The organism is Streptomyces sp. NPDC001852 (genome assembly GCF_042891825.1).
GTDB lineage: Bacteria > Actinomycetota > Actinomycetes > Streptomycetales > Streptomycetaceae > Streptomyces.
Window position 1 is genome coordinate 51,020 of record NZ_JBIATN010000025.1, and the last position, 22,749, is coordinate 73,768.

Annotated in this window: 18 protein-coding genes and 8 pseudogenes; 18 read left to right on the forward strand and 8 right to left on the reverse strand. The window is 68.0% G+C overall.

Annotation, left to right across the window (positions count from 1 at the left end; all coding sequences use genetic code 11):
• Positions 1 to 60 precede the first annotated feature (60 nt).
• Positions 61 to 1,194: pseudogene (locus ACFYZB_RS33800) on the forward strand (IS630 family transposase).
• A gap of 326 nt (positions 1,195 to 1,520) precedes the next feature.
• Positions 1,521 to 1,853: a hypothetical protein gene (locus ACFYZB_RS33805; protein WP_388765021.1), complete on the forward strand. Its 333-nt coding sequence runs from the start codon at positions 1,521 to 1,523 to the stop codon at positions 1,851 to 1,853.
• 16 nt (positions 1,854 to 1,869) lie between these two features.
• Here ACFYZB_RS33805 and ACFYZB_RS33810 read toward each other — a convergent pair whose 3' ends face one another.
• Positions 1,870 to 2,517, reverse strand: a complete 648-nt coding sequence (locus tag ACFYZB_RS33810; protein WP_388765022.1) for a polysaccharide deacetylase family protein — start codon at positions 2,515 to 2,517, stop codon at positions 1,870 to 1,872.
• A 1,079-nt stretch (positions 2,518 to 3,596) separates the two neighbouring features.
• Here ACFYZB_RS33810 and ACFYZB_RS33815 point away from each other — a divergent pair.
• From ACFYZB_RS33815 to ACFYZB_RS33850, 8 genes and pseudogenes are all read left to right on the forward strand, one after another.
• Positions 3,597 to 3,968, forward strand: coding sequence for a hypothetical protein (locus tag ACFYZB_RS33815; protein ID WP_388765023.1), 372 nt, complete (start codon positions 3,597 to 3,599; stop codon positions 3,966 to 3,968).
• Between the two features lie 252 nt (positions 3,969 to 4,220).
• Positions 4,221 to 5,324: a glycosyltransferase family 4 protein gene (locus ACFYZB_RS33820; protein ID WP_388765025.1), complete on the forward strand. Its 1,104-nt coding sequence runs from the start codon at positions 4,221 to 4,223 to the stop codon at positions 5,322 to 5,324.
• Positions 5,325 to 6,088: 764 nt separating this feature from the next.
• A complete protein-coding gene (locus ACFYZB_RS33825) occupies positions 6,089 to 7,018 on the forward strand; it encodes a hypothetical protein (RefSeq protein ID WP_388765026.1) in 930 nt (309 codons plus the stop codon).
• Between the two features lie 267 nt (positions 7,019 to 7,285).
• Positions 7,286 to 8,635, forward strand: a complete 1,350-nt coding sequence (locus tag ACFYZB_RS33830; RefSeq protein ID WP_388765029.1) for a hypothetical protein — start codon at positions 7,286 to 7,288, stop codon at positions 8,633 to 8,635.
• A gap of 689 nt (positions 8,636 to 9,324) precedes the next feature.
• Positions 9,325 to 9,558, forward strand: coding sequence for a hypothetical protein (locus tag ACFYZB_RS33835; RefSeq protein WP_388765031.1), 234 nt, complete (start codon positions 9,325 to 9,327; stop codon positions 9,556 to 9,558).
• A gap of 963 nt (positions 9,559 to 10,521) precedes the next feature.
• Positions 10,522 to 11,220, forward strand: a complete 699-nt coding sequence (locus ACFYZB_RS33840; protein ID WP_388765033.1) for an SDR family oxidoreductase — start codon at positions 10,522 to 10,524, stop codon at positions 11,218 to 11,220.
• Positions 11,221 to 11,825: 605 nt separating this feature from the next.
• Positions 11,826 to 12,053: a nucleotidyltransferase domain-containing protein gene (locus ACFYZB_RS33845; protein WP_388765147.1), complete on the forward strand. Its 228-nt coding sequence runs from the start codon at positions 11,826 to 11,828 to the stop codon at positions 12,051 to 12,053.
• A 182-nt stretch (positions 12,054 to 12,235) separates the two neighbouring features.
• A pseudogene (locus ACFYZB_RS33850) lies at positions 12,236 to 13,356 on the forward strand (IS630 family transposase).
• Positions 13,357 to 13,381: 25 nt separating this feature from the next.
• On the opposite strand, the gene ACFYZB_RS33855 reads toward ACFYZB_RS33850, so the two are convergent.
• Together ACFYZB_RS33855 and ACFYZB_RS33860 are read right to left on the reverse strand one after the other, a co-directional pair.
• Positions 13,382 to 13,699, reverse strand: coding sequence for an Imm51 family immunity protein (locus ACFYZB_RS33855; RefSeq protein ID WP_388765035.1), 318 nt, complete (start codon positions 13,697 to 13,699; stop codon positions 13,382 to 13,384).
• 92 nt (positions 13,700 to 13,791) lie between these two features.
• Positions 13,792 to 14,343 (reverse strand): ATP-binding protein, encoded by a 552-nt coding sequence (locus ACFYZB_RS33860; RefSeq protein WP_388765149.1) that lies wholly within the window; start codon positions 14,341 to 14,343, stop codon positions 13,792 to 13,794.
• A 14-nt stretch (positions 14,344 to 14,357) separates the two neighbouring features.
• On the opposite strand from ACFYZB_RS33860, the pseudogene ACFYZB_RS33865 reads away from it, so the two are divergent.
• The 5 genes and pseudogenes from ACFYZB_RS33865 to ACFYZB_RS33885 form a co-directional block, all read left to right on the forward strand.
• Positions 14,358 to 14,495: pseudogene (locus ACFYZB_RS33865) on the forward strand (DUF6192 family protein); the annotation flags it as partial.
• Between the two features lie 11 nt (positions 14,496 to 14,506).
• A pseudogene (locus ACFYZB_RS33870) lies at positions 14,507 to 14,596 on the forward strand (RacP protein); the annotation flags it as partial.
• A 184-nt stretch (positions 14,597 to 14,780) separates the two neighbouring features.
• A pseudogene (locus ACFYZB_RS33875) lies at positions 14,781 to 14,949 on the forward strand (IS5/IS1182 family transposase); the annotation flags it as partial.
• A 152-nt stretch (positions 14,950 to 15,101) separates the two neighbouring features.
• Complete coding sequence (locus ACFYZB_RS33880) at positions 15,102 to 15,908, forward strand: nucleotidyltransferase (protein WP_388765036.1); 807 nt, start codon at positions 15,102 to 15,104, stop codon at positions 15,906 to 15,908.
• A gap of 242 nt (positions 15,909 to 16,150) precedes the next feature.
• Positions 16,151 to 16,435, forward strand: a complete 285-nt coding sequence (locus ACFYZB_RS33885) for a DUF1524 domain-containing protein (protein WP_388765038.1) — start codon at positions 16,151 to 16,153, stop codon at positions 16,433 to 16,435.
• Between the two features lie 64 nt (positions 16,436 to 16,499).
• Here the strand turns inward: ACFYZB_RS33885 and ACFYZB_RS33890 are convergent.
• Positions 16,500 to 16,595, reverse strand: a pseudogene (locus tag ACFYZB_RS33890).
• A gap of 104 nt (positions 16,596 to 16,699) precedes the next feature.
• Between ACFYZB_RS33890 and ACFYZB_RS33895 the strand changes: the two are divergent.
• Positions 16,700 to 16,924 carry a hypothetical protein gene (locus ACFYZB_RS33895; RefSeq protein ID WP_388765040.1) on the forward strand — a complete coding sequence of 75 codons (225 nt, stop codon included), beginning with the start codon at positions 16,700 to 16,702 and terminating at the stop codon, positions 16,922 to 16,924.
• A 581-nt stretch (positions 16,925 to 17,505) separates the two neighbouring features.
• Here the strand turns inward: ACFYZB_RS33895 and ACFYZB_RS33900 are convergent.
• Positions 17,506 to 17,946 (reverse strand): VOC family protein, encoded by a 441-nt coding sequence (locus ACFYZB_RS33900; RefSeq protein ID WP_388765043.1) that lies wholly within the window; start codon positions 17,944 to 17,946, stop codon positions 17,506 to 17,508.
• Between the two features lie 108 nt (positions 17,947 to 18,054).
• Between ACFYZB_RS33900 and ACFYZB_RS33905 the strand changes: the two genes are divergently transcribed.
• Positions 18,055 to 18,198, forward strand: coding sequence for a hypothetical protein (locus ACFYZB_RS33905; RefSeq protein ID WP_388765044.1), 144 nt, complete (start codon positions 18,055 to 18,057; stop codon positions 18,196 to 18,198).
• A gap of 364 nt (positions 18,199 to 18,562) precedes the next feature.
• Here ACFYZB_RS33905 and ACFYZB_RS33910 read toward each other — a convergent pair whose 3' ends face one another.
• The 3 genes and pseudogenes from ACFYZB_RS33910 to ACFYZB_RS33920 form a co-directional block, all read right to left on the reverse strand.
• Complete coding sequence (locus ACFYZB_RS33910; RefSeq protein ID WP_388765046.1) at positions 18,563 to 19,033, reverse strand: ATP-binding protein; 471 nt, start codon at positions 19,031 to 19,033, stop codon at positions 18,563 to 18,565.
• Between the two features lie 673 nt (positions 19,034 to 19,706).
• A pseudogene (locus ACFYZB_RS33915) lies at positions 19,707 to 19,999 on the reverse strand (ANTAR domain-containing protein); the annotation flags it as partial.
• Between the two features lie 357 nt (positions 20,000 to 20,356).
• Positions 20,357 to 20,749, reverse strand: a pseudogene (locus ACFYZB_RS33920) (DUF2267 domain-containing protein).
• A 215-nt stretch (positions 20,750 to 20,964) separates the two neighbouring features.
• On the opposite strand from ACFYZB_RS33920, the gene ACFYZB_RS33925 reads away from it, so the two are divergent.
• Entirely contained in the window at positions 20,965 to 22,695 is a 1,731-nt protein-coding gene (locus ACFYZB_RS33925; RefSeq protein ID WP_388765047.1) for a SpoIIE family protein phosphatase, read from the forward strand.
• The last annotated feature ends 54 nt before the right edge of the window (positions 22,696 to 22,749 follow it).

The window sequence follows — 22,749 nt, forward strand, 5'->3', positions numbered from 1 at the left end:
TCCGCGACGCGCCGATCGGGAACCGGATCCCGATCGGCGCGTTCACTGAAACTGGTCGGCGTGGCCGACAGAGTTCCGGTTCGACACATCGACGATGACGAGGGACAGCGCCTGCCGCGGATCATCCGCAGAGGCACCGGGTCAGTGGTGACATGGCGGCGGGCCCAGATGGTCCTGCTGTCCGCGCAGGCATGCCGGTGGCGAAGATCGCCGAGGTGTCGTTCACGAGCGCGGACCGGGTGAGGGATGTGAGCCACAACTTCAACACAGGACGGATTCGACTCGCTGTACCCGAAGTACAAGGGCGGCCGGCCGAAGACCTTCACGCTGCCCGAGCGGCGCGAGATCAAGAAGATCGCGAAGTCGAAGCCGACCGAGCACGACCTGCCGTTCTCCACCTGGAGCCTGACCATGCTGGTGGACTTCCTGGTTGCCGAGGGGGTGGTCGACGACATCAGCCACGAGGGCCTGCGCATCCTGCTCCGCGAGGAAGGCGTCTCCTTTCAACGCCTGAAGACCTGGAAGACCTCCCGCGATCCGGACTACGCAGCCAAGAAGGCCCAGGTCGAGCACCTCTACGCGATCGCCGACGGCGAGGTCATACCCGAGGACGGCGAGCCCGAAGTGGTCTTCTGCATGGACGAGTTCAGGCCGCTCAACCTGATGCCGCACCCCGGCCGTCAGTGGGCCGAACGCGGGGGCAAGCACAAGGACCCCGACCGGGAACCGCGCCGCAGGCGGCGGGCTACGTACAACCGCTACGGCGGTGTGCGCCACCTCTTCGCAGCCCTGGACCTGGCCCGGGACAAGCTCTACGGCCACATCAAGCCGATCAAGAAGCGCACCCAGTTCCTGGAGTTCTGCCGCTACCTGCGCACTCTCTACCCGGCACAGGTCCGCATCGCGATCGTCCTTGACAACTTCCCCCCGCACCTGACCACGAGGAAGTGCCAGCGCGTCGGCGACTGAGCCACCGCGAACAACGTCGAGATCGCCTACATGCCGACGAACAGCTCCTGGCTCAACCGCATCGAAGCCCAGTTCACCGCCCTGCGCTACTTCACCCTCGACGGCACCGACCACACCACCCACAAGGAGCAGGGCAGCGTGATCCGCCGCTACATCATCTGGCGAAACCGCCACGCCGACGACCGACACTTACAGGAGGTCGTCGACAGGGCGAACGTTGCCTGACGCAGCACTAGGGACTGAGCATCACGCCGCCTGTGAAGACGAAGCTCAGCGACATGCTCACCACTTGCGACCAACCCCTCGCGGCGGTCACTCGCCCGGCATGCCGGCGTCAGGGCGCAGGGTCCGTCGCTTCCGCCCCGTCTCCCACGAGGACGGGGCGGAAGCACCAACCACGTGCAGGCGCTCACCCTGGCTGACGAGGAGCTTGCTGCTGCAGGAACTGGCGCAGCGGTGGCGGCGCATGTGCCGCCCGAGCAGATGCTGCGGTGGCGGGCGGGCCTGAAGGATTACTTCATGGCCTCCAGCGCCCCGAGTCGATCTACCAGGTGGAGCAGGCCCAGCCCGCGCTGGACGAGTACATCACCCTGCGCGAGTCGTCGGCGCTGCAGTGCTCCGCGTGCTTCGTCATCCTCGAGATGTCAGGGCTGGCCCCGCTGCAGGAAGCCCTCGACCTCGCCGCCGGGATGCACACCGAGGAGCCCTGCATCTTCCTGGACCTGGTCGAGCAGGAGAGGCGCCGCCACCGCTGCGACCCGCGCGTCGACCGATACGTCACCGGCACCGCCCACTGGATCCGCGGCAACCTCGACTGGAGCTTCACCAGCAACCGCTACGGCGCCGGAGCCACCCCCAGCGGCCCGCAGACCTTCGGAGAATGACCGGGAACGTGCTCTTTCAGAGCTTGTCCCCACTGCCTGCGGGGTGGGCCAAGGGTGTGAGGAGGGTGCGGAGGTCGATGGCGCGGTAGCCGCGTGCTGTGATCGCGTCGAGGATGCGTGGCAGGGCCTGAGCGTCGATCACCTCGGTGCCGCCCTCGAACGCGCCGACGTGCATCTGCACGATCGCTCCCGGGCGCAGCGCGTCCAGCGCCCGGCGCAACGCGAGGTCCACGGTCATGCCGCCCTCGGTGCCCTTCCACCCGTTGGTGTCGGTGGTGAATTCGACATCCGCGAATCCCAGCCCGTTGACCTCCCTGATCTGGGTGGAACTGGTCTCGCTGTAGGGAAACCGGAAGAAAGGGGTCAGCGCCCGTCCTGCCCCGGCGGCGCGCAGCGCCCGGTCCGCTGCCCGGACCTCCCGGCTCCTCCCGGCGGCGGTCAGGTCCCTGAAGTGGGGATGGCTGTAGGAGTGGTTGCCCAGCCCGTGCCCTGCGGTGGCAAGTCTCCTGACCACCTCGGGGTAGCGGTCGGCGAAGTCTCCTGTCAGGAAGAACGTGGCAGGCGTGTGCCGGCGGGCGAGCTCACCGAGAACGCTGTCCAGGCCGGCGTCGTTCCAGGCGGCGTTGAACGTCACCGCGACCACCCGCTCGCGCGTACGGATCACACGGTTCTCCGACCCGAACAGCGCCCGCAGGCCGTCTACGCCCGGCCGAATCGAAGCAGCCCTCGACGTCCCGGCCAGAGGCCCGGACACCACCGCCCAAGCCCCGGCGAACAGTCCGGCGGCCACCAGACGGCGGGAGACAACACGGCGTGCGGCGAGAGAGCGCGTTTCCATGCCACCGTCATCGGCCGACCGATACCCGCCCTTGAGCCTGCACCCGGGGAAGGCTTCAACGTCGAGAGAAGGAGTGCGGCGTAGATCCGAACGCACAGCCCCCTCATTTCGCGAAGGGGGAGCCCACGCGGTTGTGGTCTCGATGAACCGAGCTAACCGAACGACCAGCCTGTGCGCCTGCTCGTTCTCCAGCAGCGCACGACAGGCGCGGCAGCGCCACGGGCGCCGGAGAGTAGTCCGCGGGGCGCTGGCGCATGCGGGGCATTTCACGAAGGACGTTGACGGCCCGAACGGGATCTGGTAGTTCGCGTATCCGCCGTGAGGGCCGATAGCCGGTCTCCGTCCCGATCGGAGGCCAAGGCCGGCCGGTGGACCAACTCACCGCCGGGCCACCGGCAGGTGCAGGCTGATCCTGCACGGTTCCACGGCGCAGGTAGCCGGCGCCCGCGGCCGGTTCCCCCCATGCCTGCCGGCCCATCAGGTCGGGGCGGGGTCGGCGTCCTGGATGAGGGGCGGGGGATCTCCAGACCAGATGCTGGATCTGAGGCCGGGGTTCGTAGGGGGTAGTCCTCGGCCGGTCGACGTGCTGGATCCAGCCGGAAGGCCGACGCGCTGTTGGACAGGTCGGGAGCCAGGTGGGCAGCGTACGCCCGCGTGCCCTCGCGCAGAGCGGCGCACAGGCCCAGGGGGTGGCGCGGCGCACGCAACCATGAACATTGAACGGACCCGTTCATCCTGGTCTGACAACGATGCTGGTCAGGGAGCAGACAATGGTTTCTTCATCGTCATAACATGATTTTCATAACTAGCTCTGCATCGTTTATCGCTTCCCCGGCTCGGCCATCCTGTCAACGGACGGTAACTATTCGCATACGCAAGGTAGTTGACGTACGGGAAGGGACGCGATGCCTCTGACCAGCCGCCTCACCCGGAAGCTCGCGGCCGCAGCCGCCATGGTCGCCGCTCTCGTCGGTGTAGTCGCACTGCCCGCCACCCAGGCACAGGCTCAGCCGTCGGTCCGCGCGGCGGAGCTGGACTGCTGGCTGCCCGTTCTCTCCGTCTGCGCGGAGGACGTTGAGGGCAACACGCGCCAGCTGGCCAAGGAGGAGCCCATCATCGTCCCGCCGCTCGCCCGGGCCGAGCACCAGGACGACCAGCCCTGGTGCTTCCACGCCCGCCCGGGCTTCGAGGACCCGGTGGCACCGCTGCTCCCGCGCGAGTACCAGCAGTTCGACCGACCGGTGTTCTCCGCCAAGCCGGGGCCCTGCGAACCCTGACCCCGACCTCCCGGGCCCGTGCTTCTTCCGGCACCCATAAGCCCGCCCCCCTCTCATCGTCAGCGGCCCGGCGCGTCGAAAGCCACATCCCCGCATTGCCCCGTTCGGAGGGAGTTTCTACAGGTGGACAGGACGACGTCCCGCCCCTATCGACTGGCCCCGGCACCTACTGGGCGGTGCTTGTCCGTCGTGGCCCGGGTGTACGGGTATCCACCGGATCACAACGCGGGTTCGGAGTGGATGCTGCACTCGATGCTGCGGCCTCTGGCCGAGCGCGGCCACCAGGTGGAGGTCTGGCTGTCCCACCCCGGAAGGAGCGAGAAGACCTACGAGGTCGACGGGGTGCGGGTCGTGCCCTTTCAGGAAGGCATCGACTTCGCCGCCCACGCCCACACAGCGGACGTGCTGGTCTCCCACTACGAGAACGTGCCCCTGGTCGCCGGCCTCGCCCGTGACCGCCTCATCCCGCTGGCCGTGATCTGTCACGACAACTTCGCGACGAGCTTCCACAACGCGGCGGGTGCTGATCTCGTCGTCTACAACAGCGAGTGGATCCGGCGGGACGGCGAGATCTTCTACGCCCGCTACCCCCTCGAGTTTCTGCCCCGGCACAGCATCGTGGTGCGCCCGCCGGTCATCGCGGAGGAGTACCGTACGCAACCCGGCGACTGCGCGACTCTGGTCAACCTCAATGCCGACAAGGGCGGTGAGGTGTTCTGGCAGATCGCCGCCTGGACACCACAGTGGAAGTTCCTCGGCGTCCAAGGTGCCTACGGCCAGCAGATCATGCCGCCACCACGGCTGCCGAACTGCGAGGTCCTGGACGGCGTTCCCGGACAGCAGATGCGCGAGCACGTCTACAGCCGCTCACGCGTGATGCTCATGCCGAGCCTGTACGAGTCCTGGGGACGCGTCGCCGTCGAGGCGTTCGCCTCAGGCATCCCCGTGATCGCCCACCCCACCCCGGGACTCGTCGAGTCCCTGGGCGAAGCCGGCATCTTCGCCTACCGCGACGACCTCAACGCCTGGATCGACGCCCTGACATCCCTGCAAGACCCGGACAACTGGACCCGCGCCTCGCAACGGGCCGCGGCCCGCTCCATCGAACTGAGTGCCACACCCGACATCGCCACCTGGTGCGACGCCATCGAATCGCTGGCCATGAAGCGCACGGCCAACGGCGTACGCAAGCGCGCCATCGGCACGCTCGTCGATGTGGGCGAGATGAGCCACAGCCTTGGGGACGACTCCGCTCTCCGGGGGACGAACCGCGCCTGCGGCCGTCATGGTGCCGCGGAGCACAGAGAAGCCACAACCGGTCCCGTCGACCTGCAACGAAAGGAAGGCACGTCATGACGGAGGCAACCCTTCTCCCCACCGCCGAAACCGTCGCGGTGATCGAGCCTCGTGCTGCCATTGCGCCGACCATCAGCGCGCCTCTGGCTCCCTACACAAACATCCAGCGCTTCGACTACACCGGAGCCGTCCAAGACTTCACCGTTCCCCCCGGCGTCACCACCATCAACGCGCGCTGCTGGGGCGGCGGCGGTGGTGGAAACACCGCCGCGGCGGGCGGGAGCGGATTCGCCACGGGCGACATCGCTGTCGTGCCGGGAGAGACACTGCGGGTGGTGGTCGACCTGGGAGGAGGCCCGTACGGCGGCGGTGGGATGAGCGGCTTGTTCAGCCAGCGGCTGGGCCAGCCGCTGCTGATCGCTGGAGGAGGCGGTTCGTGCCCCCTGGATGCCGGCGAGGCGCGTGGTGGCAGCGGCGGTGGCACGAGCGGTTCCGATGGAATGGCCCGGTCGTGGGGTTCGTGGACCGGGACGCCGGCGCGTGGCGCGTCGGGTTCGACAGGCGGTGCGGGTGCGACCACGGGCGACAAGTACGGGGGCCGTGGCGGCAACACAGGCCAGAACGGCGGGGCAAACGTGGTGGGTACCGCTGGGGGCCAGGTACCGCTCCCCGGTATGGGGGGAGGCGGGGGCAAGGACTACGGCGCCTATGGAGGGGGAGGCGCCGGCTACGCGGGAGGCGGAGGAGGGATGTCCTACGGTGGCTCGGGAAGCGGCTGGCAAAGCGGTGGCGGCGGTGGGAGCAGCTTTGTGAGTGGCCCTGGTGTGACCGGGGGGAGCACGCTGGCGGGCAAGGGCACCCAGGCCGGTGGCAAGGACGATCCCCTGTACCAGTCTCCCATCGGTTACGCAGGCAACCACGGTCAAGTGGTGCTGCAGTGGTCGGAGTTCACGGTGACGCCGGGCGGGCCGCCGGACGTGGCGCTGACGCGGGGCGGGCCCGTCGGGTACCCGGGAGTCCACGTCGAATCCGACGTGGAGGTCGACCCGGTATCGGTGTCGGTCGTTCTGCCCGTCGACCGCGGTCTGCTCTACGGGACGCAGACGCTCGCCGACTACCAGCTGACCGTCCAGGACCCTACCGGACGGACAACCCCCCACACGGGCAAGCTGTCGGAGGACGGAGCCACGCTCGTCTTCTCCGACGTGGACCTGAACCTGCCCGGGACGTCGGTGATGTGGGTCGCCGTAAGCGCCGGCCACAACGCCCCGCTCGGAGCCACCAGCCTCACCTTCACCGTCGCCGGCAAGAACTCCGCCTCCACCACGGTCGTCGTCACACCCGCCTACGACGTCACACCCGGCGGCGACCCCGTCACCGCGGAACGAGGAGGGGCACCCGTCTACCCGGGCGTGGAAGTCCGCAACAACGGATCACAAGCCATTCCCCTGCAAACCATCACCGCGGCCCTCCCAGCCGACCTCAACATGCAGTTCGGCACACCGGACAATCCCGACCACCAGCTGACCGTCTGGGACGCCAACCGCAACACCACCGTGTACATGGGGAACCTCTCCGACGACGGGCAGGTGCTGACCTTTTCCCATGTCGACCTGGGAATCCCCGATGCCGGATCACGATCGGTCATGTGGGTCGCCGTGAGCGCCTCCGACGCCACCCCACCCGGCGCCACCCGGGTCGAATTCTCCGTCGGCGACCGGCTCTCCCCCTCCACCACCATCAACGTCATCTGAGCAACCCGGCAGTCACACGGTCCCCGCTGTGCCCGAACAGCCCAGCGGGGCGGCTGCTCGGCAGTTGCCCCCGCGTTCCCACGCAGGCGGAGGTTGAAGAACAAGGGCAGGAGCTGTGCCGAAGTCCTTCCCGTGTGCGGCACGGCGATGCGGCTGTGCCTGCACGCAGTCCCACACCCGCTGGGGCGCGGCGACCGCGAAGAGCGAACAGGCCGGCTGCCGCCGTTCGGTATATCCCTCACATTTTCCAGTCAAAGGGAGATTGGCATGAATGCAGCAGCACTAGCGGTATCACCGGTCGACGCTCAGACGTCGGACCCGGAATGGACGAGTATCAAAACCCTCGGGTACGCGAACCGGTTCTCCGTGTGGGACTCGGAGTTCCGCTACGACGGCCGGATCCGCGTCCCGATGGGCGTCAAGATCACAAAGGTCGAGTACGCCTACTGGGGCCGGGACGACCAGTCCTACATCACCGCTGTCGAGGTCCCACGCGGCCGCATGGGCATCGACCAGGAGTACGAGGTCATCGACCTGACGTTCCTCGCCGACTCCGACGTCATCACCTTCACCCTGCGCGGTGACCTCAACGTCGACGCCGCACCGGAGCGGGGCCAGTACAGCCGCACCTACCAGCTCGGCGTCAAGGTCACGCTCAACGACGGCACGACCCGCACCACGCACGTGGAGATCGAGGTCCTCTGGCCCCTCTACGACCCGGACAACGGGCGCATCGGGCGGCCCTTCGTCCGCCTGCCGTACGACACCGCCTGGGGCGGGACACCCAACAGCCAGGCCGGCTTCGGCTACGTGTCCGACAACGGCTACATCGCCGACAAGTTCATCATCGACCTGGTCAACCCCCGCCAGGGCAGGGACAACGTGGCCGGCAACAACGCTGACCACGTGTACTACCAGCTGGTACACGAGGACGGCACGCCGTCCCACCTCACGCCCGCCCCGGTCAAGTTCAACGTCAAGGGCCACGCGGACGCCGGAACCGGCAACAAGCGCATCCTCGACGCCGTCAACCTGCAAGACGAGGGCGACAAGTGGGGCTACTACCGGTTCCTCGTCTGGCCGCAGTCCACCAACACCTCCGACGGCAAGACCAGCACCCTGAGCTGGAATCCGGACAAGCCGGAAGAAGCCTTCCAGATCGGCAGCGTCTACTTCCGCTACACCGCCACCCGCAGTGCCAGCTTTTCCGTCGCCCCGGGCGGACCGCCGGACGTCCATCTGACCGCCGGCGGCCCGGTCGGCTATCCCGGGGTGCGTCTCGAGACCACCGAAGGGCCGGTGCCCGAGCAGACCGTCCGGGTCAGCCTGCCCCAAGGGATGGGACTGCAGTTCGTGGAGGAAGGCAACCCCGGCTACCAGCTGACCGTGCTGGACTCCGACGGAGCGCAGAAGCACTTCATCGGCCAGCTGTCCCAGGACGGTCAGACTCTCACCTTCTCCAAGGTCAACCTGGCACTGACGGGCAAGTCCTCCAAATCCACCGCGTGGGTGGCCGTCAAGGCCATCGACCCGAACACCACGGGCCGCACGTCGTTGACGTTCCAGGTGGGAAGCGAGACGAGCCAAAGCACCCCCATCGAGGTTCGTTCCCGCTGACCGTCAAGGCCCCGCCCGCGCCCCCGACGAGGCCGGTTCCCCCCGACGGGGCGCGGGCGCGGAGAGCAGCAGCCCGATGCCGAAGACGGATACGCGGTCCACGACCGGTGCTGGTGCGTCGCATGGCGGCACAGCATGGTTCAGCCGCAGCGGCCCTCGAGCGTTGGTTGCTGATCCAGTTTCCCGGCGCCGGGCCCGGTGTGCCTTCTGCCGGCGGGCGGGGCGGTCGTAGACGACGTCCCTGCGGTGGCCGTGCGCGAGGCCGAAACGTGTCCCGCAGACGGAGCACCCTACGACGTGCTCGGTCTCCTCGCCATTGATGAAGGCGATGGCGATGTACGTTGCCTCGACACGGTGCTGACGCCCTATAGGCGGGCGGCGGCCGCTTTGCAGGCGCGGCAGCCGCGCCCAGCTGGCCTGGCGACACCGGCTACATCGGCGGAACTCCCGACCCCACCACCAGTCTGGAGAACCTCGGTGCCCGCGAGACCCCAACCAGCTCGGCGGATACGACTACGCAGGAAATGACCCAACCACGGGCAGCGATCCCACCGGCGCCATGCTGACCACCATGGACGACGGAGGAGGGGACTCCACCTCCAGCGGCACCGACGAGGGCGACGACGGCAGCGTGGCTCACCGTTGAAACCAACTGGGTCTACCAGGGCGGCTTCGACAGCAACGGCAACATGGTCGACGACAACGGCAATCCGCGATACAGCTGCCTCAACCTCTCCGACATGGGCAACTACGACGTCAGTCGAGGTCGTCCTGCATATTACGGCTGTGATTCGTACCGCAAGGCCCTGAAATACCTTGCACAGGCCGAGGCGAACGACAAGCGCGCCTACGCTGCCCTCGAGAAGCATCTGATGCGGCCCGTTTCCGGCCTGGTCTTCCTCGGCGCCTTGCCGTCTGACTGATGATCAAGGCCGCCATAACTGTGGTCGATGGATGGGCTGGGGGCATGGGAATCGCGCTGCAGGGACCCACAACAATGGGCGGCGGCTACACCCATGGAGAAGGCTGGAGCGGGACCTGGCGCAAGTCTTGATGTCCTCCCAAATGATCCGTTTGTCGAGGTTGGTTTCAAAATGTCTAATCACTGCAGTAGTGGCAGCTAGGGATCCCGATGGGTTTGATTGCTGCGGTCTTCCTTGCAGGGATCATCATGAACTTTGGAGTGGCCCTCCTGTTTAATGTGCGGGGTTTTCGCGATCTGCTTGCCAGGAGGTCGGGCGAGCCTCGATTCGGATCCGCGCGAAATACCTTGATTATCATCGGCGTCTTTTGCGTAGCAATACCTCTCTATTTTTACATCATTGTAATCTAGGTATACCTTTGCAGTGCTCGGATGGTGTATCTGAAGCTCTGGTGGAAGGTGGTGGCCACTCTTCTGCTAGGCCTTGGCTTTATTATCGCTCTTGTCGCAGTGGATTCTGGTAGTCGCTCGTTGAGTTTGGCGGCAATCGCGATTATTACTGGTTCTGCGCTTGCCATGTTCAGGGGACTTGCGCGCGATTAATTGTGCATTTGCCGGAGCCTGGTCACACCCGGGGCCCGGGTTGACGAGCACAGTACCCACGGCGTCGTCAGGCTGCGTTCCGCGAACAGCGCCTCCAACGCCGCCCGGCGCGCAGCCTGGGACCTGCGCGCCGCGCAGGTCCCAACAGGGGGGCCAGGCGCGCGGGTTCGGCCCCATTCGTGCGGCATCATGGCCGGTCAGCGATGGCGTACCGGCTTGGCGGGAAGATCGCTGGGTATAGTGCAGGCGTTCGGGGGAACCGTCGACCTGGAGTCGGTCGACCTCACGCGCCACCTCGCGTTCATCGGCATCCGGGGCCCTGGCGGAGCCCCGATGACCACATCGCTGAGGAGGCCGTCCCATGGAACCCGTCACGCTGATCACCGGTGGCTCGACCGGAATCGGCGCCGCCACCGCCCGCGCCCTGCTCAAGCAGGGCCACCGCGTGGCCGTCACCGGACGTGACGCGGACAAGCTGGCCGCCTTCGCTGCTTCGGCCGCAGCGGGCGAGCGGCTGCTGACGATCACCGGCGACACCAGCGACGCGCACGACGTCGCATCCGCCGTGCGCCGCGTGGTGGAGGCGTGGGGCCGACTGGACAACGTCATCGCCAACGCCGGTTTCTCACTGCCCGGCAACCTGGAGAGCCACGCCCCCGAGGACATGCGCGCCATGGTCCTCACCAACGTCCTGGGCCCGGCTCTGCTGGTGCGGGAGACCCTGCCGCACCTGCGGGAGTCCACGGGCCGGATCGTGATCATCGGTTCGGTCGCCGGGGTGCGCAACACGCCCGGCAACCTGTACTCGGTCACCAAGTGGGCCGCGCACGCGCTGGCCGAGAACACCCGGCTGCTGGTCGGCAAGGACGGGGTCGGCGTGACGGTCGTCGCCCCCGGGGTGGTGGACACCCCGTTCTGGGACGAGCGCGGCGGCACCCCCGAGGCGGCGCCGGTGATGACCGCCGAGCAGGTCGCGGACACGATCGTCTTCGCCGTCAACCAGCCCGCGGGCGTGGACATCAACCACATCACCATGCGGCCGACCGGACAGGCCGGCTGACACCGCGCTCCCAACGGCCGTACGACAAGGCGCCTTCGGCCCCGCCGCATACCACGCGGTGCAGGCCGAAGGCGGGTGATCACGCCCTTGAATGCCAGGGGCAGGGAGGTCACTTTGCGCAGCCCGGCGAGATCCTCCCGGGTGATCGAGACGTCGAACTGCTCCTTGGATTGCCGGGCGATGGCCGGCTCCCCGTCCCGGCTGCGTGCGAGGCGGCCATCACGTCGTGCGCCACGTTGACCGCCCGGATGCCCGGATGCCCGGATGCCCGGATGCCCGGCGCACCGCGAATCCGTTGGTGGCGTCCCGCGGACGGAACGCCACCCTGGGCGCTTCGACGGTGAGGAGCAGCGAGCCCATACAACTGCATCCACAGCGGGCCGGTGCCCGCGGCGGCGATGCTCACCGACGCCTACCGCGTCACAAGATCAGCGCCAGAGCCCGTAATTCCCCAGGTCCTGATGCGCCGTAGCATGGTGGGGAGTCAGGCATGAACGATGGCTGAGGGGGCATGAGGTGGTTCGTGGCAATCAGGCAGCGAGACCCGCGCCGAGCTGTCGCCGGAGCGGATCGCCGAGATCGGCGAGGTCATCGGTCGCATCGGTCTGCTTCTGGTCGGATCATGTGCTCGCAACGCTACGCGACCCGAATCCGACATCGACATCGTCGTGCTCACCACGGACGAGCCCCGATATCTCCTCGACGATGCCTGGGCCATGGAGCTCGGGCTGGGCGAACTGATCCGCGCTCAGTCGTGGGGAGCGATCACGGAGCGATGCTATTCCACGGCCTCTGGCCTGGAAGTTGAGATGGGCATCGGCTCTCCGAACTGACCAAAGACCGATCCCGTCGATCCTGGAACACATCGCGTCGTTACTGACGGTGCCCGCTTGCTGCACGACCCAGCAGGCATCCTCACTGGCCTTGTCGCCGCTTGCTAGTGCTGTGACCGCGAACCTTTGCCGGGTTGCTCGTTGTGCTGGGTGCCAGTGACGGCATTCGGCAGGGGGCGGGTATGGCATCACCGGTTAGGGTTCGCCGGCTGACCGAGCAGGAGGGACAGAAGCTGCAGCGAATCGTCCGGCGGGGAAGCACCAGTTCGGTGCGGTTCCGGCGGGCGATGATGCTGCTGGCCTCGTCGGGCGGCAGCCCGGTCCCGGTGATCGCGCAGCTGGTCCAGGCCGATGAGCACACCGTCCGGGGCGTGATCCGCCGGTTCAACGAGGTGGGGCTGGCCTCTCTGGACCCTCGGTGGGCGGGAGGCCGTCCCCGTCTGCTGAGCATTGAGGACGAGGACTTCGTCATTGAGGCGGCCACCACCCGGCCCACCGTGCTGGGCATGCCCTTCACCCGCTGGTCAATCCGCAAGCTCGCCGAGCACCTGCGGCGCAACATCGCCCGCCCGGTGAGGATCGGCCAGGAGGCCCTGCGCTGCCTACTACTCCGCCGCGGAATCTCCTTCCAACGCACCAAGACCTGGAAGGAGTCCCCGGACCCGGACTTCGACGCCAAGCTCGACCAGATCGAGTTCGCGCTCACCGAGCGGCCGGACCGGACCTTCTCCCTGGACGAGTTCGGCCCGCTCGGCGTCCGTCCGATCGCAGGATCGTTCTGGGCTCCCCGGTCGAATCCGGACCGGCTGCCGGCGACCTACCGCCGCACCCACGGCATCACCTACTTCCACGGTTGCTACTCGGTCGGCGACGACCGGTCTGGGGAGTTGTCCGCCGCCGCAAGGGCATCGACCACATTTGGGCGGCACTGCGGTCGATCCGCGCGGCCCGCCCGGACGGCGCCCCGATCTACGTGATCCTCGACAACCTGTCCGCGCACCTGAACCGGCGGATCCGCCGCTGGGCCGACCGGAACAAGGTCGAGCTCTGCTTCACCCCGACCTATGCGTCCTGGGCCAATCCGATCGAGGCCCACTTCGGGCCCCTGCGGCAGTTCACCCTCGCCAACTCGAACCATCCCAACCACACCGTCCAGACCCGCGCCCTGCATGCCTACCTGCGCTGGCGCTACAAGAACGCCCGCCACCCGGACGTCCTCGCCGCCCAACGACGCGAACGCGCACGCATCCGCAGCGATAAACACATCCGCTGGGGCGGCAGATCTCTCCAGCTTGCGGCCTGAACCGGCAGACCTGCTGGGCACAGCATCAGTCGTCGAACTCGAAGCCTGCCGTCTCCGCACGTGCAACAAGCTCGCGCACCACGCTGGGACTCGAGATCACGGGCTCAAGGGCAGTCTTGAGCTGCGTGAGGTCACTCAAGCTCCCAAGCGCACAGAACATGCCGTCCTCGCTGTCGAAGTCGAGGCGCTCAGCAAGATCCGGCCAGGCGAACTGCACAAGACCTTCCCAGAAGTACCCGTTCGGCTCGTGTCCGGTGGCAACCACTGCCGCATCAGCGGCCAGGTCGCCGGCATCGAGCGTCAGCGAGTGCTCACCATCAAAGTCATGCAGGGTGATAGTCACGCCGCGATCTTCCCACCCCCGGCACACAGACCGCCCAGCCCATTCCAACTGCTCGTCCGCGCCTAACCCGGCGAACCTTTCCGGTCACAGCACTAGGTGATTGGTTCATCGGGCTTGTTGGTGGGGTTCTTTGGTCGCTTGTTCGGGCGGTAGCTGGGGCCGTTCATGATGACCTGGTGGCTGGTGTTGATGAGTCGGTCCAGGAGTGATTCGGCGACGACGGGGTTGGGGAAGAGGGACCAGTCGCTGGGCGCCCGGTTGCTGGTGATGATCAGGTATCGGCCCTGCCGTTCGGAGACGAGTTCGTAGAGCTCGTCAGCCTGGTCCGCGGACAGCTGGCGCATCGCGGAGTCGTCGACGATGAGGACGTCGGGGCGAACGAGTTCGCGGATCCGTTTCTCCCAGGTGCGGTCCGCGTGGCCGCCGGCGAGGTCGGCGAGGATGCGGCTGGTCTTGGCGAAGCGGACGTGAGCGCCCTGGCGGACGGCGAGGTGGCCGAGGGCTTGGGCGATGAGTGTCTTTCCGGCGCCGACCGGTCCGAAGAGGATGACCGACTCGCCGGCATGCAGCCAGCGCAGGGCTCCCGGGTCGCGGATCTGGGCGGCAGGCAGTTTCGAAGAGGCGGTCAAGTCGAACTCTTCCAGGGTGACCTGCTGCTCTGAGCGACGACGAACGCACGATCGTGCACCAGAACGTCGCGAAGGTGCGGGCGACGCTGGACTGGATCGAGACCGCCGTGGACACCGGAAAGGTCGACATGGACGACGAACTGGCCCGTCTGCTGAAGGGTGAGTAGGCATGCCCCGCGCCTCACACCCGGGCGACAAGTGAGTCAAGCACATCGTCGCCCAGCTCGACTCGATCGAGTCCACCCTCGACCTCATCGCCAGCTCCTGACCTGCGGCGGGACCGCCCTGCGGGTGGCCCCGCCGCGCTCGTTCGAAGGCACCCCCTCATGCGCCGACGCCGTACCCCTCGGACACCACGAACGCGGAATGGGCGCTGCTCGAAGGACTGCTGCCCAACCCCGGCCTGCGAGACCAGCAAGGGCGGCCGGGCGGAGAAGCATCCCCGCCGCGGGTCACTGGCGTGGATGATGCACGCCCGCCGCCACGCAAGGGACTACGAACGGCTCATCCAACACTCCGAGACCCTGATCACCTGGGCCGCCGTCACCCTCATGACCAGGCGCCTCGCACGGAAGGGGGGCCACCCCCGGCTGGCCGAAGAAACCGGCATCGGCCGACAGCTGACGGCGCTACTCCCGGCCGCATCCGGCACCTCCGCCGTCCCGTGCCGGCACCGCTTCTTGCTGACCCAGCCCGGGCGGTGCGATTCGCGCATCCACACCGCCTCAGAAATCCGCTCGGCAGCACGCAGCAGCACAAGGCACAGTGGCCCCATGGATGAACGAGGGCTGGACCGCGACGGAACGATCGCGCGCGAAGGCGCACTGGACCGAGTGCCGGCAGCGTTCGTCCCCGTCGTCGATGCGGCCCGCGCTCATGTCACCGCGACGTTCGACATAACGCGCCTGCACAGCGCCTACCTCTACGGCAGTATCCCCCGTGGCACCGCCACTCCTGGAGTCTCCGACCTCGACCTCCAGCTCGCCCTCCACGACGAGCCCACCGAAGCCGACCGCGCTGACGCCAAAGCGATCGAGGCCGCACTCGACCGTACATTCCCGCAGATCGATGGCGTCGGGATCCTGCTGACCAGCACGCGGGTTCTGCTCAGCGACGTTGAACGTCACGATGGCGGATTCTTCATCGCCTGCCTCTGCACCCCGTTGCTGGGCCCTGACCTCGCAGAAGAGCTGCCCCGTTTTCGCCCCACTGCCCTACTCGCGCGGGAGACCAACGGTGACCTCGCCCGCGTGCTTCCACGCTGGCGTGCCAAAGCAGCAGAAGCCACCACGGACGCCCATCGCCGAACCCTCGGCCGACTCGTCGGCCGTCGCATCGTCCGCACGGGATTCACTCTGATCATGCCCCGATGGGGCGGCTGGACCAGTGACCTCGACCAGTCCGCCGAGCTCTTCGGCCGCTACTACCCCGAGCGCGTCGAGCAGATGCGTGTCGCCGCGTCAATTGGTCGTGCACCCTCGCCCGACCCGGCGGTCCTCGGGATGCTCATCAACGACCTCGGCCCTTGGCTCGCAGCCGAATACACAGCCGTACACGGCGAGAAAGCCCCGCGTCCCTGACGGGCAGGGCCGGGCCGTTCTCACCCACGCAGCCATCCAGCGGAGCGCGGCCCGGCGCCGTGCTCACCGAACTGCACCTGCCTCCTGATAAGAAACGCGCACTCACGGGTCGCCCCGCCGCATTCGATGGACGGCTACGCCCGCGACAAGTTCGACATCTGGGGCACCCAGCCCGACGGCTGTACCACCCGCCAGGACGTCCTGGCCCGCCACGGCAAAACGTCCAGGACAAATCCGACCACATGGTCCCCCTGGCCGAAGCCTGGCGCGCCGGCGCCGACACCTGGAGTACGGAGCAGCGCAAGGCCTTGGGCAACGACCTCAAAGACCCCCAGTTGCTCATCGCGTCGGAGTCTGCGAACTCGTCGAAGTCCGACAGCGGGCCGGCCGACTGGAAGCCAACCAACCACGCGTTCTGGTGCACCTACGCCAAGGACTACACCCGCCTCAAGTCGATCTGGAAGGTGACCACTACCGACAAGGAGAAGACGGCGCTGTCCTCGATGCTCCACACCTGCAGCAACTGACCCGCCCTCGACAGCGGCCCGCGCTCACCGGGCCTTTCGTCGGTGAGCGCGGTGCTGCATGGGGCGGAGAGGGCAGGATTCGAACCTGCGTGGATCCCTGAAGGATCCGACCTTGAGGCGTGCTCGCTGGTCCCCGATCAACCACTCCGGGCACCTCTCCTCGTTCCCGGCCTCGGTGGTCTCCGGTGCCGTTCACGTGAAAGAGAGTGACATGGGCCCCTGACAGGGGACTGATGGGTCCCTGACGGGGTTGCTGGGGCCGGTGTGACCAGCGCACCGATCGTCGTGCACCGGCCTGCCGGTACGGGTGGCCGGAGAGTCACCGTGCACCGTCAGGGCCGGGACGAGGTCCTCGGCACCGCCCACAGCGACCACGACCTGGTCGTGTTGTTCGAAGGCGCTGGCATCGCCGACCTCGAGACGATCCTGGACGCCCCGCAGTGGGTGGAATGGCGCGGCGGCCCTGCCCACGAGTTCACCGCCACCTGACCACACACCCCGACGACAGCGGGGCCTCCGGCGCCAGGTACGGCAGTCGGGGCAGGCGATCGACTTCACTTCGCCCGGACGGACGTTGAAGTCCTCCGGGGCCATGGTGCTGAGCTTGAGCGCCTCACGGCGGTTCGTGTTCTTGGTCCGGACGCGGCCGGGACGCTTGCGGGGCATCAAATCCTCCCTGACGTGGGATCGGGCGCGGGTGCTGCCTTCTCTGCCGCGCCAGGCCGGCCTTTCGGCAGGTTGGTCGGTCGCGCGGCGCCGCCCAGCGCAGGAGATAGCCGAACGCGAGGCCAGGCGTCTGGGTGTACGCCGACTGCGGGACCAAATTCACCGACGGTCGGTGGAAGGCCAGCATTGCGGTCGACTGGGGCCGGAGGGACAGCGACTCGAACCTGTACGACTGCAAGAGCAGGCGCTCGAAGCGGAGCGGCAGGCCGAACAAGCCGAACGCGGGCGCCAGGAGCAGGAGGCGGCGCAGGCCTCGAAGGCCGGCGGCTGGCTCGGACGCTGGCGCAGCTGACCCGGGAAGCCTCCAGGCAGCGCGCGGGGGTGCACCGGATCCCCGCCACCCTTCAGCTGAGCTGCTCGGCCAGTCCGACGATGATGCCCTCGGGGCCGCGGACGTAGCAGAGCCGGTAGCTGTCCTCGTACTGTGCCAACTGGCCGATGAGTTCGGCGCCGTGAGTGCGCAGGCGGGCAACGGTGTCCTCGATGTCGTCGACGGCGAACATGACGCGGTGCGTGCCCAGAATGTTGTGCGGCTTGTTGCGCGGCTCGGCGCTGATCGCCGCGGGGCTGCGGTACTTCGCCAGCTCAAGCCGGCCGTGACCGTCCGGGGTCCGGAGCATCGCGATGTCACAGCGGACGCCGTCGAGTCCGGTGCACTGGTCAGCGACGAGACCCTTGACCTCCGCCCTGCCCTCCAGCTCCATACCCAGTTCCACGAAGAACGCGATGGCGGCATCCATGTCCTCGACGACGATGCCGACGTTGTCCATCCGCTGAATCGCCATGCTGGTCTCTCCTTCTTCCGCGTGCGGCCGGTGGTGGCCGCCGATGCCCCTGGGACGGAGCCGGTGGCCCGTTCTCGACATCCTGCGCCACGAATCTCAACGAGCGGCGTGCACCACCACTACTACTGGCACGAAGTCACCTACGAGTTCACCGCCGAAGGCCATGACGTCCTGCAGCTCCACGGCGGCCCCGACGGCGGCTCCTTCGCTGCCATCGCGACCGAAATCCGCGCTTACGAGCGCAAGGTCTGACTGAACTCCGCAGCAGAGCGGAAGACCAGCATCGCCAAGCGATCCGGTCCACCCGTGACGGGAATCCCGGTCTGCCACGGGCGCCTGCTACCGCTTGCATGCGGGGCCGTATCTCAGTGCCGCCCCGCGTACAGCTTGGTGGGTTCCTTTGAGGCCGCGAGCCGGTGGTGCCGATCGGGGGCCTGCGGGCTGTCGGAACGGCACTGGCAGCCACGGGGCCTGGAGATCGACGTGATCGTGGGGCCCGGCCACCTGGCGAGCCCCACGATTGAAGGATGCGGTCCACGGCCCTTGGCCCGAACCGCGGTCCACAAGCCTGAAGTACCACGGGCCGGCGGCGCCAAACACGTGATGCGCCACCTGGTCAGGGCCGGCGATCGGCCACGTCTCCCACTGGGTCTTCGGCAAGGTCGATCGTGGCTGTGATCCGCTTGCCCACCGGTTCGCGGTGCATCTCCAAGCTCCGGCAGACGGCCATCACGATCTCGAGTCCGTGCTGTCCCACGCGGATTGGGTTGGTGTCCCGGACCACCGGCAGCTGTGGTTCGGTGTCCCAGACGGTTACCGAGACGGCACCGTCGCGGGCGTCGAGTGTCAGCAGAGACGGGCCCGGAGCGTATTTGCGGGTGTTGGTCACCAGCTCGCTCACCACCAGCTGCACCATGTCCATCGCCCGCTCGGATACTGGCACCCCGCGCTCGGCCTGCAGATACCGCAGGAACACCCATGCGTGAGCGCGCGCCTCAGCAATCGATTCATTGCCCTCGAATGCGGCCGACACCGAGATCGGCCCATCGGACAGCGCCCGGCCCTCACCGTCAGCAGCCTGCTTCATAAGCCGCCCAAGTCCTCGCACCTTCACCCAGCACAAGTCCGATTACCCGAAGAACGCCACCACATACGTGGGCAAAGCGGCTCCACTTGAGCGCTTTCACCCGACCGAGTATCGAGACCGGCCGGGGCTGACCGTTGACGCGGCCCGGTCGGGACGCTGAGCGCGTGGACAGCAGCTCTGGCGATCCGCTTGGCGAGCGGTTGCGTCTATCCAGCACCACGTCGTAGGGCCGGACGGTGGTGTCGGCGGCGGGTGAGGGGCTGAACGTCCTGCCCGCAGCCCGCAGCCGTTGTCGGGACGCGGGGGTGCGTTTTCTGTGTCGGGACCGGTGACTCCAGCGGTCGGGCGGCTGTTCCACCTGACGGGCACCGGCCCCCTCATGCTGCGGGAGGGGGCGTGATCATCACCGGCCGGGCTGCCGTCGGGCACGGTTGGCGCGAGCACTTGGTGACCGCATGCAGTGTGACGTCTGTGGTCTGTGAGACGCTGTGCTTCACGGGCTGGTCATGCCGGCCCCCGCAAGGCCCGTTCCCCCCGTACGGGCCACTGCCCGCGGGGCGGGCGGGTGCGTCCCCCCGTCGCCTGCCCGCCCCGCGCCCGGCCGATCCCGCCTCATGGGTGGCATCCGACTGCCTCGGGTGGAAGCGCGCAAGGCGCGTCGGGGACTGGGTGATCAGGCGCTGTCGGTGCGTCCGGTCGTGACCCGCTGGGCGACGTCGCGCAGCTTGATGTTGTGATGCTGGGAGATGCGGCGCAGCACGTTGAAGGCGTCGTCCTCGCTCAGGTGGTGGCGTTCCATGAGGATGCCCATGGCTTCGCCGATGACGTGACGGGTCCTCAGGGCGTGCTCGAGCTGGTCGATGGTGCGGGCAGGGCGACGGCGGCGTGGGAGGCCGGCAGCCAGCCGAGGGTATCGATGTCCTTGCTGAAGGCGCCGGGGGAGCGGGCGTAGCGGGGCCGGGCGCCACAGGCCAAGGGCACCCCAGATCCGGAAGATCCGTTCGGGACGGGTGCCCCGGCCTTAAGATGCGCCTACCCCGATGTGCCTCTGGCACCCTGGTCACGACAAGCAGGCGGTCCGGCGACTGTGATCCGAACCAGGAAAGCCTGGCAAGGACAGGCGCCCAGGCATCTGGCTTTGCCTGCACTCGGCGTTCGGTCCTTGCTGGGTTCTCGTCGAGCGGTGACATCAAAACTCAACCCGCATCGCACGCGTCTTTCACAGCCGCTGGGTCTTTGCGCGGCCCGGATTGCCAGGGCCTTCAAGGTCACAGCCGCTTGGCGGGTCCGGCTGCTGGGCCAGTTCGTCGGGAGGCGGCGTTCTCAGTCGGCGAGGTCGGGCTTGCCGAGCAGGAGGGCGTAGCTGGAGGGGAGCTGGCTGATGATCTGGTTCGGCTCGCCGCCGCTGACGGTGTCCGCGACGGTGGTCAGGACGGCGCTGGCGTCCCATTCGGCGGTGCGTGGCCGTGCCCCGATACGTTACGCGACCCGGCGGTAGAACTCCTCGATCCCGAACCTCTCGGGTTGCTGCTGCTTGGTGTCGGCGAGCACCTGTCCGAGCGGGCCGGGCAACTGGGAGGCGAGGTCGTCGACCTCTCCTGGGGTGATCCGCTGAGGCAGCACGCCCAGGACGGCTTCGGTGATGGTGGCGGCTTCGTCCTGGTCGGTGTATTCGCCGCGCTCGCGTACGCGGGCGAGGAACTCGTCGTACCTCATGGCCACCTGCGACGTGCGTGCATCCCGCGGCACCAGACCTTCTGATGTCACTGGCCCAGTAGTCAGGAGAGCGGTGCATGCGTCCCCGGCGCGCGCCGGGGGCAAGAGCCGGCATGTCTGTACAAGGGGGTAGCTGGGAAAGGAACGCAGGACAGTACGCAGTGTCCGGGTGCGCAGCGGGCGGCACGACCGGCGATCATGAAGGAGGCACGCGCGTGGCGGAGCCTGAGCGGACCGAGAGCATGGATCAGCGGTCCCGTGGGGCGGCTGACACCACTGTGTGTGGGGCGTTGTCCGCCATCGGCGCGGGGGCGTACGTGGTGGACGACAAGGGGTGCATCATCGCGGTCAACGCCCGAGCCGAGCAGCTGCTGGCCCGGCCCGCTGAGGACCTCGTCGGCCGTGACGCGCACGATCTGCTGCACCGCGATGCCAGCGGCCAGCCGATGCCGACCAGCCGATGCAGCATGCGGCAGGCCTTCCACGCCGGACGCACTGCCCAGGGCGAAGGAGAGTGGTTCGCCCGCGGTGACGGCTCCCTGCTGCCCATCAACTGGGTGATCACTCCCTACGACACCGGTGACCGGGAGGCCGCCACGCTCGTTGTCTTCCACTGCGACCAGCAACCGCAGGAAGCGGGCCCGCGGCCGGAGACGGTGCGTGAGGCGCTGACGGAGCTCGAGCGGCTGGCGCTGCTCGCGGAGACAACGACGCAGCTGACTTCCACCCTCGATACCAACGAGGCGCTGCGCCGGCTCGTGGCCTTGCTCGTGCCCCGGCTGGCGGACTGGGTGGTCATCGACCTGATCACGGAGCGCGACGAGGTGTGGCGCACCGCTGTGGTCCACGCCGAAGACGGCGTGCTGGTGCGCCACGAAGAGCTGCAAGGACCGATGCCCCCGGTGCCGGAAGAATCCCCGATGCCCCTGTCCAGAGCGCTGCGCGGGGTTGCTTCCACCCTCGCCGGTCCCACGACCTACCAGCAGCCACCCGATTCCGGCATCGCGGTCGAACAGCGCCACCTGTTCGAGAGGACTGGCATCCGCTCCGCGGCCATCGTCCCCATCCGCAGCACCCGGGAGGTCCTGGGGGCCCTGACCCTGGGCCGCGCCGAGAAGGCTGGGGACTTCACCACCGCCGACCTGCCGCTGATCGAGGACATCGCACGCCGGGCCGCGGTCGCTCTGGACAACGCCCGCCTCTACCAGCGTCAGCGCAAGGTCGCCGAGACCATGCAGAACCACCTGCTGCCCCAGCTGCCCCGCGTGCCCGGGCTGGAGATGATCGCCCGCTATCTGCCCGCACCCCACGCCTCACAGGTCGGCGGCGACTGGTACGACGCCTTCCGCCTGTCCGACGGCGCCACCGCCCTGGCCGTCGGCGACGTCGTCGGCCATGACCTGGAGGCAGCGGCCGGCATGGCGCAGGTGCGCAACGTGCTCCGTGCCTACGCCTGGTCCCAGCAGGAACCCCCCAGCCGGATCGTCCAGCGGCTCGACGAGGCGATCACGCACATCACCAACGTGCCCATGGCCACCATGATCTTCGCCCGCCTCGATCAGGCGGACAACGGCCACTGGGAACTGTCCTGGACCAACGCCGGCCACCCGCCACCCCTGCTGGTCAGCCGGGACGGCCTCACTCGCTGCCTCACCGACGGCCACGGCATCCTCCTGGGCACCGACAGCCGCACGCCCCGCCCCGACGCCACCGCCGTGCTGCCGCCCGGATCCACCCTCCTGCTGTACACCGACGGCCTCATCGAAGCAGCCGGGCACTCCCTGGACGAGGGCCTGGGCCGGCTGCGCCAGCACGCGGCCGCCCTCGCCCACCGCTCCCTCGCCTCCTTCGCCGACCAGCTCCTGCGCCGGGTCCGCCCCGCCGACAACGACGACGACGTCGCCCTCCTCGCTCTACGGACCCCAGTGGAAACACGCGCGAGATAGGCGCCGCTCTGTCGCGAGCAAAGAGTTTCGAACCCCGACGTCAACACCGTTGCG